The 14,591-nt window shown below is 34.5% G+C and carries 18 protein-coding genes; 8 read left to right on the top strand and 10 right to left on the bottom strand.

Features of this window, described 5'->3' with window-relative positions; genetic code table 11:
* From SIB89_RS12680 to SIB89_RS12660, 5 genes are all read right to left on the bottom strand, one after another.
* A complete protein-coding gene (locus SIB89_RS12680) occupies window positions 1–291 on the bottom strand; it encodes a twin-arginine translocase TatA/TatE family subunit (protein ID WP_162306913.1) in 291 nt (96 codons plus the stop codon).
* 79 nt (window positions 292–370) lie between these two features.
* On the bottom strand, window positions 371–2,668 hold the full coding sequence (locus SIB89_RS12675; RefSeq protein WP_412560065.1) for a M1 family metallopeptidase: 2,298 nt from the start codon (window positions 2,666–2,668) through the stop codon (window positions 371–373).
* A 64-nt stretch (window positions 2,669–2,732) separates the two neighbouring features.
* A complete protein-coding gene (locus tag SIB89_RS12670; RefSeq protein ID WP_412560064.1) occupies window positions 2,733–3,239 on the bottom strand; it encodes a DUF6702 family protein in 507 nt (168 codons plus the stop codon).
* Window positions 3,240–3,287: 48 nt separating this feature from the next.
* Complete coding sequence (locus SIB89_RS12665; RefSeq protein WP_412560063.1) at window positions 3,288–4,085, bottom strand: hypothetical protein; 798 nt, start codon at window positions 4,083–4,085, stop codon at window positions 3,288–3,290.
* Complete coding sequence (locus SIB89_RS12660; protein ID WP_412560062.1) at window positions 4,072–4,890, bottom strand: carboxypeptidase-like regulatory domain-containing protein; 819 nt, start codon at window positions 4,888–4,890, stop codon at window positions 4,072–4,074. Before SIB89_RS12660 ends, SIB89_RS12665 begins: the two co-directional genes overlap by 14 nt.
* Window positions 4,891–5,041: 151 nt before the next feature.
* On the opposite strand from SIB89_RS12660, the gene pepE reads away from it, so the two are divergent.
* Entirely contained in the window at window positions 5,042–5,749 is a 708-nt protein-coding gene (gene pepE, locus SIB89_RS12655) for a dipeptidase PepE (protein ID WP_412560061.1), read from the top strand.
* 2 nt (window positions 5,750–5,751) lie between these two features.
* Here the strand turns inward: pepE and SIB89_RS12650 are convergent, their stop codons facing one another.
* Complete coding sequence (locus SIB89_RS12650; protein ID WP_412560060.1) at window positions 5,752–6,177, bottom strand: GNAT family N-acetyltransferase; 426 nt, start codon at window positions 6,175–6,177, stop codon at window positions 5,752–5,754.
* A gap of 115 nt (window positions 6,178–6,292) precedes the next feature.
* Here SIB89_RS12650 and SIB89_RS12645 point away from each other — a divergent pair, with 115 nt between their 5' ends.
* Window positions 6,293–7,060: a M48 family metalloprotease gene (locus tag SIB89_RS12645; RefSeq protein WP_155088419.1), complete on the top strand. Its 768-nt coding sequence runs from the start codon at window positions 6,293–6,295 to the stop codon at window positions 7,058–7,060.
* Window positions 7,061–7,109: 49 nt separating this feature from the next.
* Here SIB89_RS12645 and SIB89_RS12640 read toward each other — a convergent pair whose 3' ends face one another.
* Window positions 7,110–7,505 (bottom strand): ankyrin repeat domain-containing protein, encoded by a 396-nt coding sequence (locus SIB89_RS12640; protein ID WP_412560059.1) that lies wholly within the window; start codon window positions 7,503–7,505, stop codon window positions 7,110–7,112.
* A 265-nt stretch (window positions 7,506–7,770) separates the two neighbouring features.
* Here SIB89_RS12640 and gpmI point away from each other — a divergent pair, with 265 nt between their 5' ends.
* From gpmI to SIB89_RS12615, 5 genes are all read left to right on the top strand, one after another.
* On the top strand, window positions 7,771–9,288 hold the full coding sequence (gpmI, locus tag SIB89_RS12635; protein WP_412560058.1) for a 2,3-bisphosphoglycerate-independent phosphoglycerate mutase: 1,518 nt from the start codon (window positions 7,771–7,773) through the stop codon (window positions 9,286–9,288).
* A gap of 43 nt (window positions 9,289–9,331) precedes the next feature.
* Window positions 9,332–9,730 carry a BT0820 family HAD-type phosphatase gene (locus tag SIB89_RS12630; RefSeq protein WP_412560057.1) on the top strand — a complete coding sequence of 133 codons (399 nt, stop codon included), beginning with the start codon at window positions 9,332–9,334 and terminating at the stop codon, window positions 9,728–9,730.
* Between the two features lie 23 nt (window positions 9,731–9,753).
* Window positions 9,754–10,572, top strand: a complete 819-nt coding sequence (gene map / locus SIB89_RS12625; protein ID WP_412560056.1) for a type I methionyl aminopeptidase — start codon at window positions 9,754–9,756, stop codon at window positions 10,570–10,572.
* 63 nt (window positions 10,573–10,635) lie between these two features.
* A complete protein-coding gene (locus tag SIB89_RS12620; RefSeq protein WP_412560055.1) occupies window positions 10,636–11,010 on the top strand; it encodes a GxxExxY protein in 375 nt (124 codons plus the stop codon).
* A gap of 48 nt (window positions 11,011–11,058) precedes the next feature.
* Window positions 11,059–11,823 carry a class I SAM-dependent methyltransferase gene (locus tag SIB89_RS12615; RefSeq protein ID WP_412560054.1) on the top strand — a complete coding sequence of 255 codons (765 nt, stop codon included), beginning with the start codon at window positions 11,059–11,061 and terminating at the stop codon, window positions 11,821–11,823.
* Window positions 11,824–11,826: 3 nt separating this feature from the next.
* On the opposite strand, the gene SIB89_RS12610 is transcribed toward SIB89_RS12615, so the two are convergent.
* The 3 genes from SIB89_RS12610 to SIB89_RS12600 are packed head-to-tail and all read right to left on the bottom strand — an operon-like array spanning window position 11,827 to window position 14,121.
* Complete coding sequence (locus SIB89_RS12610) at window positions 11,827–12,813, bottom strand: FAD:protein FMN transferase (protein ID WP_412560053.1); 987 nt, start codon at window positions 12,811–12,813, stop codon at window positions 11,827–11,829.
* A 43-nt stretch (window positions 12,814–12,856) separates the two neighbouring features.
* Entirely contained in the window at window positions 12,857–13,234 is a 378-nt protein-coding gene (locus tag SIB89_RS12605; protein WP_155088411.1) for a Na(+)-translocating NADH-quinone reductase subunit F, read from the bottom strand.
* A 20-nt stretch (window positions 13,235–13,254) separates the two neighbouring features.
* Window positions 13,255–14,121, bottom strand: coding sequence for a DUF4846 domain-containing protein (locus SIB89_RS12600; RefSeq protein WP_412560052.1), 867 nt, complete (start codon window positions 14,119–14,121; stop codon window positions 13,255–13,257).
* A 69-nt stretch (window positions 14,122–14,190) separates the two neighbouring features.
* On the opposite strand from SIB89_RS12600, the gene SIB89_RS12595 reads away from it, so the two are divergent.
* A complete protein-coding gene (locus tag SIB89_RS12595) occupies window positions 14,191–14,562 on the top strand; it encodes a cupin domain-containing protein (RefSeq protein WP_412560051.1) in 372 nt (123 codons plus the stop codon).
* The last annotated feature ends 29 nt before the right edge of the window (window positions 14,563–14,591 follow it).

Below are 14,591 nucleotides of genomic sequence, written 5' to 3'. Positions count from 1 at the left end.
CTACATTTTTCTTTTAAGTGAGCCAGTAAAATCTTCTAAATCGTCTTTGGCCTTTTTGATTTCTTCCTGAACCTCCTTAGCTACATCAGAGTCTATGATGTTGCTTTCTTTAGCACTTTTGGTGACTTCATGTTTAATATCATTGGTTGCATCTTTTAAAGTACGCATACCTTTACCAAGGCCTCGAGCCACTTCTGGTAATTTATCTGCACCAAAAACCAATACCACTATAAATAGTATAAAAACTATTTCAGTACCTCCAATGAATAATAATGTAGTTAATTTTATCACAGTGCAAATATAGAGTGACTTTAGTTAATAAAAAAAGCCGACTCGTTAAAGTCGGCTTAATATTACGTTTTTATCTCAATTAATTCTTTACTTTATCCTTGAACTTATCAAAATCACTTTGTTCTACCTCACGTGGCCAAGAATTGTTAGAAGTATCTACATCTGCAGTTTCTAAGTCAGGGTCAACAGTAATTGCTACTATTTCCTTATCGGTAGCTACAGCTCTGCTTACCTCCTTATCATTCAGTCTCCAAATTTGAGCTGGATAAGTCACTTTCTCTTTAGAACCATCTGCATATTCATACTCTACGATTAAAGGCATTACCAAACCACCTGGTTTATCAAAAGTAACTTGATAGAAATACTTTGGAGATTTCTTCAGGTTTTTTTGTTCCTCAGGAGTAAAGTTATCCATTATGTATTCCTTTACTGTAGGTAAATCCTCAATCGATGTACCATTATTCATAGCTTCGTCATAACCTTCTTCGCCTTCACCTATGAAATAAACTAGGGCGTTAGGATCCATATTGAAGCGCTCAGCCAACTTTCTCCCATTTTCATTAGGGTTACTGGTAACTGCATATTTTTTTACTTCCTTAATTCCAATATCAGTATAGTCTGTAGTATAGAACCATCCTCTCCAGAACCAATCTAAATCAACGGCTGAAGCATCTTCCATGGTACGGAAAAAATCCTCAGGTGTTGGGTGCTTAAACATCCAACGGTTAGCATATTCTCTAAATGAATAATCGAATAAATCTCTACCCATTATTGTTTCTCTTAAGATATTAAGACCTGTGGCAGGCTTACTGTAGGCATTACTACCAAATTGGTAGGTATTTAAACCTTTGGTCATAATAGGCGCAATAAAATCTTGGTTACCTCCCATATATCTTACAATGTTTTTGGCAGGCCCTCTACGTGATGGGTATTTATCATGACCTGGTGATAACGCTGTTGGATACCACTCACCAAAATCTTGCTCGGCTACATACTGTACAAAAGTGTTTAACCCTTCGTCCATCCATGTCCATTGACGCTCATCACTATTTACGATCATTGGGAAAAAGTTGTGTCCAACCTCATGAATGATTACACTGATCATTCCGTATTTAGTTCTGTCTGAATAGTTACCATCTTTATCAGGACGGCCAAAATTGTAACAAATCATTGGATATTCCATTCCCATTGGTGCATGTACCGAAATTGCCTTGTGATAAGGATAATCGAATGTCATACGAGAATACGATTTTAAAGTACTAGCAACGGCATAAGTTGACCACTGCTCCCATAATGGGTTTCCTTCTTTAGAATACATAGAAACAGCCATAACATCTCTGTCGCCAATCTTCACAGCCATCATATCCCATAGAAATTTGCGAGATGTAGCAAAACCAAAATCACGTACCATTTGTGCAGAAAGTTTCCAAGTCTTTTTCTTGTTACTTTTTGTCTTTTCCGTTTTCTCAGCTTCCTCTTGTGTTACAATCATAACTGGCTTGTCATAAGACTTTTTAGCTTGATTGTATCGCTTCATCATTTCTTTTGTATAGACTTCTTCTCTATTGGTTAAATAACCCGTTCCATCTAAAATGTGGTCTGCTGGCACTGTAATATTCACATCAAAATCACCAAATGGTAACGCAAACTCATCACGTCCCCAAAATTGAGAATTTTGCCATCCTTCTACATCGTTGTACACAGCCATACGAGGATAGAATTGTGCCATAACATATATTCTGTTATCGTTTTCTTCAAAATATTCATAACCAGAACGACCACCATCTTTAACGTGATCATTGATGTTGTACCACCATTTTATCTTGAATGAAAATTTATCTCCTGTTTTCATTGGCTTAGGCAGTTCTACTCGCATCATAGTACGATTAATGGTATGAGGCAAATCTTTACCATTTACATCTTTTACGTGCTCAATATTAAAACCTCCATCGAAGCTTTCTTTTAAATATGATCTTGTAGCTCTTGAAGCCGAAGTTGCAGGACCAATACCAGAACTGTTAATCAATGGTGTTTTAGAGTCTCTCGCACGCATATTTTGGTCTAATTGCACCCAAAGGTATTTTAACTCGTCTGGCGAATTGTTGGTGTAAGTAATTGTTTCGTCACCATATAACCTTGCATTTACATCATCGATTTCGATATCCATTTTGTAATCTGCTTGCTGTTGGTAATATGCCGGACCTGGTGCACCAGAACCTGTTCTAAACATGTTTGGTGTAGCAAACTCATCGTAGAGTTGTTTGAATTTGTTTTGGTTGGTATGACCTGGTTGACGCTCTGGTTTTATTTCGTTTTGAGCATAAGTGCTTGCTGAAGTAAAAAGCAAAGCACACAAGAAAAACTTGAAAATCTTCATTATGATATAGTGTTTTTAAAAAATGATGCCTAAAATAATGATTTAAGATTGCATTAACAGATTTTTAATCAAAGTTTAACATGCATTTATCATTATCTGGAGTCAGCAAAAAGCTTCTGTTTTTCCCTAACAACTTAAGCCTAACGATATTCTGCTGATCTGAAAATTTATCGAATAAGACCCTATTTACAACTTCCATAGATTTAATGTTAGAAACGTTTTCAATTTCTAGGTAGCAATAGGTAATATCATCTTTATATTCTTTACCTATAAAATTAAATTTTACTGGGTTTCCGTTGACCTTTATTTCTAACTTATCTGACAAATAGCGTTTCATGTAATTGTCTATCATTTTAGAATCACTATCTGGAGCAAGCTTTATCTCTTCATCATAGCGCGTCTTCAGTAGTTCTTCAAAATCATCAATAAAAATCTGGCTTATAATTTGAAGCGAATGCTGCTCTTCTGCGTATTCAATTTTTGTGACACTTACATAATATTCATGCTTCTCATTGTTAGATACAAATAATGGAGCTATTACAAAAGCAAGTACAATCTGTATTAATTTCATGGTTTTAATTCTAAGGTTGTTCAGCTAAATCCAAAAAGTGTTCCAAAGTTAATCTTTATCTACATCTTCTCTATTCTCTCTATAAGCTTTTAATTTTTGTTGAAGAAATTCAAGCAGTTTTATTTCGTTCTTTTCTTCACACAAATTCAAGAAATTTTCGTCTTCTTGTGAGAACAAGAAATATTCGGTTTTTAAATTTTCGGGTAATGAGTCCTTTTCAAAAATTATCGATTCATAATCAGCCCTTAACCTATTAATACATTTATCTCTATCATCTAGTTCTACTATGGCTTTCAGTTTTTTTGTTCTTCCACTAATCTCATTTAAAAGCTTATGGAAATTAACTCCAAAACCTAAACCAATGTAGCCCCAAGAACCTGCATCAGCATCGTGCAGTTTGCGTTCGTTTTGTGTTAATGGCAATTTTGTATTGCCTGGTATTCCTAAATCGTAAAAATTGATTTCAGTTTTGGCATCAGAGTTTTCTAAATCAGATTGTAGGCTTCCTGTTAAAATCTTACCCACAATAACTTTATCCAAAGCATTCACTAATTCCGTTAGTTCAACAGAAAGTGTTCCGTACTCTTCTTCAAACTCAGTAACAATCACTTCTTTGGTTTCGTATTTTATACTTGAAACAATTAAAGTGTCTTGAGACTTGGCAAGTATAGTAAAACTCCCGTCAGCTTTAGAAATAGCAAATTTAGCAGCTGTTTTATTTAATATATGTATGCCTTCAACATCATCATTTGCAAGAAGTTGTCCGTTGATTTCCTTTCGCTGAGCTTGCAACAATAAGGTAGAAAGCAAAGCAATAAGGCAGAAAAGTAAATTAATCTTCTTCACTTTTTTCTTTTAGGAAAGATTTACTTAATTGAGTTAAACGCTCTAAAAATTGCATTTCTTTATCTTCTTCCAATAAGGTTTCATCTACGCCTTGTTTTTCGACATAATCGATAAAGGCTTCTACTTGTTCTAGCGGAATATTGAAATTGGTGTGGATATAATTAATACTGTACTTATCTAAAGCTTCTTTAAAAGGTGTTCTTTCTATAGCTTTTTCTTCTTTTGCATTTGTCTCATCGTCATTAAGATCTACAACTTGGCTTACAATAAAACCAGCTAAGTTAACCACGTTGAGCATGTGCCTTACTTCTGGATTGTATTCATTAAATGCAACATTTTCTACTTTGGTCTTATAATCTGCTGAAAACTCAAAATCCTCAATATGGTCTAAACCAAAATAAACATAATCTAAGCTTACGTTATAGGTTCTCACATTTTCTAAATCGGTATTTAAATTTCCTGTTAAACCAAAAGGCAAAATAACCACTTCATCTAGTTTATTAACTTCCTCTACAAGAATAACGGTTAGTTTTTTGGATTTAATAACGTCTTCAGAAATATTGATCGTAAAATCTTTAAACTGAAGTGCACCAAATTCAACAATATCGTTTAATGCCACCTTAATCTTAAACTCCCCATTTTCATCCGTAACAGTACCTTTATTAGAAGACGTGTTGAAAACTGCCACACCTTCTTTATCTTCAGACGAGACAATTATTCTACCGTTAACTTCTATTCTGGCAGTGTCTTGAGCATAGATCGATAAAGCAAAAAGAGTAAATATTATGATGGTTATTTTTTTCATGTTGGTTGTATTGACTTATAAATTTCGTTGATATTCTTGACTTCTCATAAAAAAGCGCTGATAAATCTTTGTTAAATCCTCATTTTAAAATCTAATGTTTAATCTTGAATTATGTAAGTTATAACTTTTATTTTTACTAAAACATTAGATTTTGAAATCAATTATAATTGCAAGTACTTCCACAGTTCATGGTAGTGGATATTTAGAATACCTTTTGGACGAACTCAAAATTCATTTTAAATCTGCTGAAGAAATTTTATTTATTCCTTACGCCAGACCAGGTGGTGTATCCCACGATGATTATACCAAAACCGCAGCTAAGGCTTTTAAGTCCATTGGTAAATCGGTAAAAGGTTTACATGAATATGATGACCCAAAAACAGCTATTAGAAACGCCCAAGGTATTTTTACTGGTGGAGGAAACACCTTTGTATTAGTTAATCAATTGTACAAAAATGATGTTTTAATGTCAATTAAAGATGCTATAAATAATGGTGTGCCTTATTTAGGCACCAGTGCAGGAAGCAATATTTGTGGATTAACCATCAACACCACTAATGATATGCCCATTGTCTATCCTCCGAGTTTTAAAACGCTTGCATTGGTACCGTTTAATATTAATCCTCACTATTTAGATCCAATTCCGAATAGTGCACACATGGGAGAAACTAGAGAAACTAGAATTAAAGAATTTCATGCATTTAACACGCAACCTGTGATTGGACTTAGAGAAGGTAGTTGGATTGAGGTTAAAAATAATCGTTTGACTTTAAAAGGCTCACTAGAGGCTAGGATATTTGAATATGGCAAAACACCTTATGAGTTACCAACAGATTCTGATTTAGGATTTTTAAAATAAGTTTAGATATTCTTAAAGAAATGATAGCCCCAAATTTCATAACCTTCATTATAATAGAACTTATGTGAAGGATAATTTTGAACATAAGTATTTAGTTCCATAGAATTACATCCCTTTTCTTTCACATAAGCATAAATCCAGTCCATAAATTGTTTACCGATACCTTTGTTTCTGTACTCAGGTTTAATATAAACATGATCTAATTCTACAGATTTACCCGAATAATGACGTGTACAGAACCATAAGCCAGAAACACCAATAATATCATCAGCATCAAAAATCACTGCACATTCATAATTTTGAAGTTTCATTTCATCAAAACGAGATTTTAAAACCGCTTTACTTACTCTGCCCTCGTTAAGCTCAAAAACTAATGGAATCACACTACCTAGATTCTCATTAGATATAATTTTGAATTGATAACTCATCGTTAAAATTTATGACTATAAAAGTAAAACTTTTTAAATTTTGAATACAAACCAATGACTTTTTCGAAAATATTGTGTCAAACTTTTGTAAATTTAACTCACTAACACTATCTCTATGAGAAGAGGCAATTTTAAAGTCCGCATATTAATTTTTATAGCAATAGCTGCTTTTGCTTATCTAAGAAAATGTAGTCAAGAAGAAATTAATCCATATACAGGTAAGAAACAAGCTATTTCATTATCGCCACAAGAAGAAATAGCCATTGGCTTACAAAGTGCACCTGGTATGGCACAGCAACACGGAGGTTTACACCCAGACAACAGATACCAGACAACTGTGGACAATGTCGGTAATAAGTTAGTAAACAGCAGCATAGCCAAAGACACGCCTTACAAATACGAATTCCATCTATTAGCTGATGAAAGAACTATTAATGCCTTTGCACTTCCTGGCGGTCAAATTTTTATTACATATGCTTTGTTTTCTAAACTACAGAATGAAGATCAATTAGCCGGAGTACTTGGACACGAAATTGGTCATGTATTAGGCAAGCACTCTAACGAACGTATTACGGATGCCAACTTTTGGAAAGTTTTGGCTATGGGAAGTTCTGCCATTGACATGGGTGGTGTAGCACAGCAAATTGGTCAGGGTCAGTTATTGAAAAATGGGAGAGGTGATGAATTAGAAAGTGATGAATTGGGTGTGTATTTTATGTTAGAGGCTGGTTACAATCCTGAAGAAATGATAGGTGTTATGAAAATTTTAAAGGATGCTGCTGGGCCAAATAGAGTTCCAGAATTTCAAAGCACACATCCAGACCCTGAAAACAGGATAGAAAAAATAAGGGAAGCCATTAGAAAATATAAAAATGCGTCTTAATAAGATAAGACGCATTTTATAATTAACTAACTCAAATAATTGTCTTTAATTAGACTGTTTTCTTTTTAAAGCGTTTCAAAAACTGTGCCGCATCAGTTGCTTTAGATTTTTTTGCATGCCCTAAAGCTGTGTATCCAAGATCACAAGTAGAATGAACATCTGCACCAGCTGTTACCAATACTTTTATTAGTTCTACACGGTTGTACTTAGCTGCATAATGGATTGGTCGCATACCATTTGATTTGGCATTAACATCCGCTCCTTGCTTAATTAGAGTTTTTGCAAGTTCAATGTTGCCAGTTGCTACGGCTTTACATAGAGGGCTTACCTCTACAGTTTTTACAGTTACTTCTTTAGTATCAGAAGTTAAAAGATCGTTTGTTGCATTTAAATTACTGATTGAAAAGCCCAATGCTAAGGCTAAAACTACTGCTGATTTTTTCATGATGAAAGATTTTAAAATTTAATTGATTTGTTTTTTGATATACTAAAGAGACGACTAAATTTCTAAACTGTTACACTAAAAAAAGTTATATAACATACATTTAACGTTTTGAAAACAAATCTGTTAAGGGTTTCACAAAACTTTATTCCCTCTTAACAATCAGCGTTTTAATATTTAAAATATTAATAACAAACCAAATTTTATAGATTTCAAAATTTGATGTAATATTCTATATCTTATCTTTGAACGCATTAAACACTATTCCATGAACAAGAAGGTTATTTTAATGATTTTAGATGGCTGGGGAAAATCACCAGACCCTATAGTTTCGGCCATAGATAATGCAGATACTCCATTTATAGATTCACTTTATACCAAATACCCGAGTGCTAGTTTACGTACCGATGGATTACACGTTGGCTTACCAGAAGGGCAAATGGGAAACAGTGAAGTTGGCCACATGAATTTAGGTGCCGGAAGAATCGTCTATCAAGATTTGGTAAAGATTAATCTGGCCGTGAAAGATAAAACACTTCAAGAGGAACAGGTTTTAAAGAATGCTTTTCAATATGCTAAAGTCAATAATAAGAAAGTACACTTTTTGGGATTGGTTAGTGATGGTGGAGTGCATTCACATATCAATCATCTTTTTGGGCTTTTGGATGCTGCCAATAATTATGGGCTAGAAGATGTTTTTGTACATGCGTTTACGGATGGCAGAGATGTTGACCCAAAATCTGGATATGGTTTTATTTTAGAATTAGAAGAATATCTTAAAAAAACTACAGGAAAACTAGCAACCGTAACAGGTCGTTATTATGCTATGGACAGAGATAAACGTTGGGAACGTGTAAAGCTAGCTTATGATGCTATTGTTAACGGCCAAGGAGAATCCACTGATAACATATTAAAATCTATTCAAAATAATTATGAAAAAAATATCACTGACGAATTTCTTAAACCTTTAGTCATTTCTGATGATAACCAAAAACCTGTAGCTAAAGTAGAAGAAGGTGATGTGGTCATTTTTTTCAATTTTAGAACAGATCGAGGTCGTCAATTAACACAGGCTTTGTCTCAGGAGGATTTTCATGAGTATAATATGCATAAGTTCAACCTTCATTATGTAACCTTAACCAATTACGATGATAATTTTGAAGGCATTAATGTAGTCTTTAATAAAGACAACCTTTCAGACACACTTGGAGAAGTCCTAGAAAAGCATAATAAAAAACAGATAAGAATCGCTGAAACCGAAAAATATCCACACGTTACATTTTTCTTTTCTGGTGGACAGGAAGAACCCTTTAAAGGAGAAACAAGAATCCTAAGAAACTCACCTAAAGTTGCCACTTACGATTTAAAACCAGAAATGAGCGCTTTTGAGCTACGCGATGCTCTGATTCCAGAACTACAGCAAGGGGACACTGATTTTGTATGCTTAAACTTCGCTAACGGAGATATGGTTGGCCATACAGGTGTAATGGAAGCCGCAATTAAAGCTTGTGAAGCTGTTGACGTATGTGTAAAAGATGTGGTTACTACAGCATTAGAAAATGACTACACCACAATTTTAATTGCCGATCATGGCAATTGCGAAACCATGATTAATCCTGATGGCACACCTCATACTGCACATACAACGAATCCTGTTCCTATTATTTTAATCGATAAAGATTTAAAGGAAATAAAGGATGGTATCCTAGGAGATATTGCTCCAACAATTCTAAAGTTAATAGGAATACCACAACCAGAAGCTATGACACAACATAGCCTTGTATAAACTCCTTAAAGTTGTACCTTTGCCCAATAATTGAATTGATAGCATGAATTTTCAAGACAGATTAATTATTGCAGTAGATTTTGATGGTACAATTGTAGAAGATGCCTATCCAAAAATTGGTAAAGCGCGCATTTTTGCTTTCGAAACCTTAAAACGCTTGCAAGAAGATGGTCATAGGCTTATTCTCTGGACCTATAGAAGCGGAACAAAATTGCAAGAAGCCGTTGATTTCTGTAAAGAAAATGGCATTGAGTTTTATGCTGTAAATGCTAGTTTCCCTGAAGAGAAATTTGATTACAGCCGAAGTCGTAAAATTCATGCAGACCTTTTTATAGATGATAGAAATATTGGTGGCATTCTCGGTTGGGGAGAAATTTATCAAATGATAACCAATGAAAAGCCAAATATAAAAACGACAAAGAAAAAGTGGTGGCAGTTTTAATAGACCTAAATTATTAAACCCTTATGATTATTGTAAAGACATTAGAGGAAATTGAATTAATGCGTCAAAGCGCACTAATTGTATCTAAGACCTTAGGCATGTTAGCCAAAGAAGTTAAAGAGGGAGTTACCACTAATCACTTAGATACCATTGCCGAAGAATTCATTAGAGATCATGGTGCTCTGCCAGGTTTCAAAGGCTTATACGACTGCCCTTCGACTTTGTTGTGCAGTGTTAATGAAGCCGTGGTGCATGGATTACCAACAGATGTACCTTTAAAAGATGGTGATATTGTTTCTATAGACTGTGGAGCTTTAATGAATGGGTTTTACGGAGACCATGCCTATACATTTGAAATCGGCAACGTAGATGAAGCCACTAAAAAGTTAATCCAAGTCACTAAAGAGTCATTATATGTTGGCATAAAACAACTAAAAGTTGGAAATCGTGTTGGTGATGTGGGTTACGCCATTCAGCAATATTGTGAAGCTGAAGGTTATGGTGTAGTGAGAGAATTGGTCGGTCATGGTATTGGTCGTAAGATGCACGAAGATCCTGAAATGCCAAACTACGGTAGACGTGGTAGAGGTAAAAAATTCATAGAAGGGATGGTCGTTGCTATAGAACCTATGATAAATATGGGAACGCATAAAGTGAAACAGCTTAAAGACGGCTGGACTATCGTTACCCAAGACGGAAAACCAAGTGTTCACTTTGAGCACGATGTGGCTATTGTAGACGGTCAGCCAGAAATTCTTTCAACATTTGCTTATGTGCATGACGCTTTGGGCATTACTTCTAATGAAGAAGATGAATTTCGCAAGGAGGCTCTGACAATTTAACTAAGCCTATTTTAACACGGATTTCACGGATTAGCACAGATTCTCAAAAATTGAAATAAACTTATGAGTAATTTACTTTACAATGAAGATACTTATAAAATTATCGGAATCTGTATGGAAGTGCATCGTCAATTAGGAAAAGGGTTTAATGAAGCTGTTTATGGTGATGCCTTAGAAATTGAGTTTATTGATAATAACGTCAACTATTCAAGAGAAATTAAATACGGAATTGAATATAAAGGCAATATTTTGCGCCATAAGTATAAAGCCGATTTTATTATAGATGAAAAAATTGTTTTAGAAATTAAAGCTGTTAGCTGCTTAACTGACTCACACATTAAACAAACTCTAAATTATCTAGCAGTTTCTAAACTAAAACTTGGATTGTTAATTAATTTTGGAGAAGACAGTCTTAAACATCGAAGAGTAATACTTTAAAATAATCCTGTGTAAATCTGTGAAATCCGTGTCAGAAATCTAAGTTGAATGAAATCAGTTTTCAAATTTTTATTAAACCTTTTCCCACGTCCACTTCTAATAAGGTTAAGCTATATCATAAAACCCATATTAGAGTTCTTTTTAAAAGGCAATAATTACACAGATCCTATAGACGGTAAAAGCTTCAGAACCTTTTTACCTTACGGTTATGAAAAACAAAGACCAAACATACTGTCTCCTTCTACCCTTTCGTTAGAGAGACATCGATTGCTTTGGCTATACCTAAAGAATGAAACCAACTTCTTTTCTGATAATTTAAAAGCACTGCATTTCGCGCCAGAGCAATGCTTTTTAAAACGTTTTAAAAAATTAAGTAATCTAGATTACACCACAACAGATTTATTGTCTCCGATTGCAGACGTAAAAGCTGATATTTGCGATTTACCTTTTAAAGATAACAGCTATGATGTTATTCTTTGCAACCATGTTTTGGAGCACATTCCAGATGATACTAAAGCTATGCAAGAATTGCATCGCGTTATGAAACCAAATGGATGGGGAATTTTTCAAATCCCACAAGATCTATCTCGAGAAGTTACATTTGAAGACGACTCCATAACCGATAAAGCTGAGCGCGCTAAAATCTTCGGTCAGTACGACCATGTTCGTGTTTATGGAAGAGATTATTTTGACAAACTTCGGTCCGTTGGATTTAAGGTTGAAGAGGTTGACTATACTTCTCAACTTTCAGATGATGAAATTGACAAATACAGATTAGCAAAAGGTGAGATTATCCCTGTTGTTTATAAGTAATAACTAATCAGGAAAGTTATTTAAACTCAAAGTTTGTAATTCTTTGTTATCTCCTTCAAAAATAAAATACGCTTTTAACTCAGGATGAGTTTTTAAAAACTCGGTAACTTTATCAATTCCCATCGCTTGAAAAGCCGTCGCATAGGCATCTGCCGTCATGCAATCTTGTGCAATTACCGAAACGCTTAAAACATTGGTTTTTGTGGGATAACCCGTTTTGGTGTTGATGATGTGTGCATAGCGATTACCATTTTCGTCAATTTTAAACTTTCGGTACGTTCCTGATGTTGCCATAGCTTCATCTTTTAAAGTTATGGCTTTGTAAACGGATTGTTCCCCATCAAAACGCGGCTCGTCCAGTCCTACTTTCCAAGGTGACTTCTTTTCAATATTACGTCCTTTCACTCTGATTTCACCACCGATTTCAACCAAATAATTGGCGACTTGCTTTTCCTCTAAATATTCTGCAATAACATCTACTCCATAACCTTTAGCTATGGCGTTAAATTCTAAATAAGTAGAGTTTGGTTTATTGATGGCATCATTAGTTAATGATACTTTATTGAAGCCGACAAATTGCATTAAACTATCAATAGTTGTGCTGTCCGTTAAAAATTTATTGGTTTCAGCACCAAAATTCCATGCGTTGACTACATTACCAATAGTTGGGTCAAACACGCCTTCGGTTTCTCGGTAAATCGTTTTAGAGGATTTTAAAACTTTAATAAAATGTTGATCTACTTCAACAAGTTCATTTCGGTTTAACCTAGAAATATCAGAATCTGGAATATAGGTTGAAAGGGATTGATTCACCGCATTGAAAAGACTATCGATATTTTGCATATAATTAATATCGGCCTCATCATGATATTGTATGTTAAAAGTGGTTCCAAAGACTGGGCCTGACAGTTTTATCAGTTCTGATTTTTGTTCTTGTTTACAAGAAAGACTTAACAAAGCTATCAGAATTAAAAACACAATTTTTTTCATACAGTAAATTTTGACTTCGACTGTGCTCAGTCTGACATTGATATTAATTCAAATTCATTTCAATGACTTGTATGCCATTGTACTCAATTAAATATTCTTCATTTAAATAAATGGGTAAATCTTCACCTTTGGGATTGCCTAAACCAACACCAGCATATAAAACTTTGGCATCTTTTTCGTAAGCGTGTTTTTTAAAGGTTTCCATCCAAACCACATCATAGTTATTTGGGTTTTCTGGCAAAATGACCGCTCTAACCACAACAAAATAGTATTGACTATTCTTATCGATACACACAAATTGCGGATGGCGTTTTAGCTTACTGTTAATAGCAACAAACTCAAAACCACGGGATTCTAAATCCTTACCTACGTGGTTCATGGCGAGGTTATGTATTTCTTGAGGTGTAAGAGGCTTGCTCATGGTGCAAAAATACAAAGAAGCTATTTAAATCGTACAAATTTTGCACTATTGAACGTGTAGTTTGAAACAGGTACCACAGCATCATCTTCTAATTGATACCATGGAGATATGGAAGCATCTTCTAGATTCTTAACCAAATGTACGCTTTGCGCAGGTGTATTTCCTTGAAACAGTAAAAACAACTTTTCGCCATTGTCGTTAACCACCTCGTCACAAAGTATTACGATATGCCCAGGGCTTCCTCCTTTAATTAGCATATCTCCTATTTTTAAATCCTTCGCCTTAACGGATTCCAATTCATTGAAAAGTGATAATGTACCAGAATACATATAGATTAAGTTTAAGTACTTATAAAAATTGTCTTTAGAATGATCTGCATTAGCGGTTTTATGAAATGAAACTTTACTGCCATTTATCTTTGGACGATACCCTTCTGCATATTTTTGCCAGGAGCAATAATGTCCTGAGGTAAAATTAAAGCCTATCTCGTCCTTTCTGTCTTTCTCCCATAGATATTCACTTCGTATCCTAATTAAAGCATCAGCACATTGCTGTAGTCCGTTTTTGGGTACAGGAACCTCCAATACTCCAACATGACCTCCTTGCCAAAAATATTCGGAATCATCGTAATTGATAATCTTACTTCCAAACGGCTTGAGTTTATAATGTCTCAAGTAATCTTCAAAGCTTCCCTTGGGATATGCTACACGTTTATAACCTTCTGGGATATTGACTCTTGATTTAATCGTTAGGCTATCCTTATTGATTAAACTTGGCGTTTCTACAATGGCAGCAACAGTGTCAACAACGTTTTCAATAGGCTTTAATTGAAAGGCCAGAACTAGTGCTGCAATCAATAACGATAATAGAAGTAACACTTTCTTCATGTCTATTGAAACGAATAAAAATTAGATTTTGTTATACAGATTATGAATTTATGTAACTTTAGCATTACTATGAGATTGAAATTTTTATTATTTGTTTCTATTTTGCTATTCACTTTCCACTGCGAAAACAAGACCAATTTACCAGACCCTCTTGAAGCTGGTTGGAATGGACAAGCAGTTTGTGAAGTATTGGAGGAAAACAAAGAACTACGTGTTTTAAAATGTACGTTTCCTCCAAATGTTGGGCATGAGAAACATTACCACAATCCACATTTTGGATATACCCTTGCTGGTGGAAAATTTAGAATTACAGATACTACTGGTACACGAGAAGTTGATGTGCCCACGGGTTATAACTTTAAAAATGATTCCATCACTCAACATGAAGTTTTAAACATTGGAAAAACCACTGCAGTATTCCTCATCATGGAGTACAAATAAGTTTTTTTTGTATCTTTTAGATTGAAAAA

This window comes from Winogradskyella sp. MIT101101 (assembly GCF_047126865.1).
Lineage (GTDB): Bacteria > Bacteroidota > Bacteroidia > Flavobacteriales > Flavobacteriaceae > Winogradskyella > Winogradskyella ouciana.
The sequence above is the reverse complement of the archived record's forward strand: the minus strand, read 5'-3'. Positions and strand labels throughout refer to the sequence as shown.

Coding starts and splice junctions, on each gene's coding strand:
- SIB89_RS12675 (WP_412560065.1), bottom strand. CDS start 2,668: ATGAAGATTTTCAAGTTTTTCTTGTGTGCTTTGCTTTTTACTTCAGCA.
- SIB89_RS12670 (WP_412560064.1), bottom strand. CDS start 3,239: ATGAAATTAATACAGATTGTACTTGCTTTTGTAATAGCTCCATTATTT.
- SIB89_RS12660 (WP_412560062.1), bottom strand. CDS start 4,890: ATGAAAAAAATAACCATCATAATATTTACTCTTTTTGCTTTATCGATC.
- SIB89_RS12650 (WP_412560060.1), bottom strand. CDS start 6,177: ATGAGTTATCAATTCAAAATTATATCTAATGAGAATCTAGGTAGTGTG.
- SIB89_RS12645 (WP_155088419.1), top strand. CDS start 6,293: ATGAGAAGAGGCAATTTTAAAGTCCGCATATTAATTTTTATAGCAATA.
- SIB89_RS12640 (WP_412560059.1), bottom strand. CDS start 7,505: ATGAAAAAATCAGCAGTAGTTTTAGCCTTAGCATTGGGCTTTTCAATC.
- gpmI (WP_412560058.1), top strand. CDS start 7,771: ATGAACAAGAAGGTTATTTTAATGATTTTAGATGGCTGGGGAAAATCA.
- SIB89_RS12630 (WP_412560057.1), top strand. CDS start 9,332: ATGAATTTTCAAGACAGATTAATTATTGCAGTAGATTTTGATGGTACA.
- map (WP_412560056.1), top strand. CDS start 9,754: ATGATTATTGTAAAGACATTAGAGGAAATTGAATTAATGCGTCAAAGC.
- SIB89_RS12620 (WP_412560055.1), top strand. CDS start 10,636: ATGAGTAATTTACTTTACAATGAAGATACTTATAAAATTATCGGAATC.
- SIB89_RS12615 (WP_412560054.1), top strand. CDS start 11,059: ATGAAATCAGTTTTCAAATTTTTATTAAACCTTTTCCCACGTCCACTT.
- SIB89_RS12610 (WP_412560053.1), bottom strand. CDS start 12,813: ATGAAAAAAATTGTGTTTTTAATTCTGATAGCTTTGTTAAGTCTTTCT.
- SIB89_RS12605 (WP_155088411.1), bottom strand. CDS start 13,234: ATGAGCAAGCCTCTTACACCTCAAGAAATACATAACCTCGCCATGAAC.
- SIB89_RS12600 (WP_412560052.1), bottom strand. CDS start 14,121: ATGAAGAAAGTGTTACTTCTATTATCGTTATTGATTGCAGCACTAGTT.
- SIB89_RS12595 (WP_412560051.1), top strand. CDS start 14,191: ATGAGATTGAAATTTTTATTATTTGTTTCTATTTTGCTATTCACTTTC.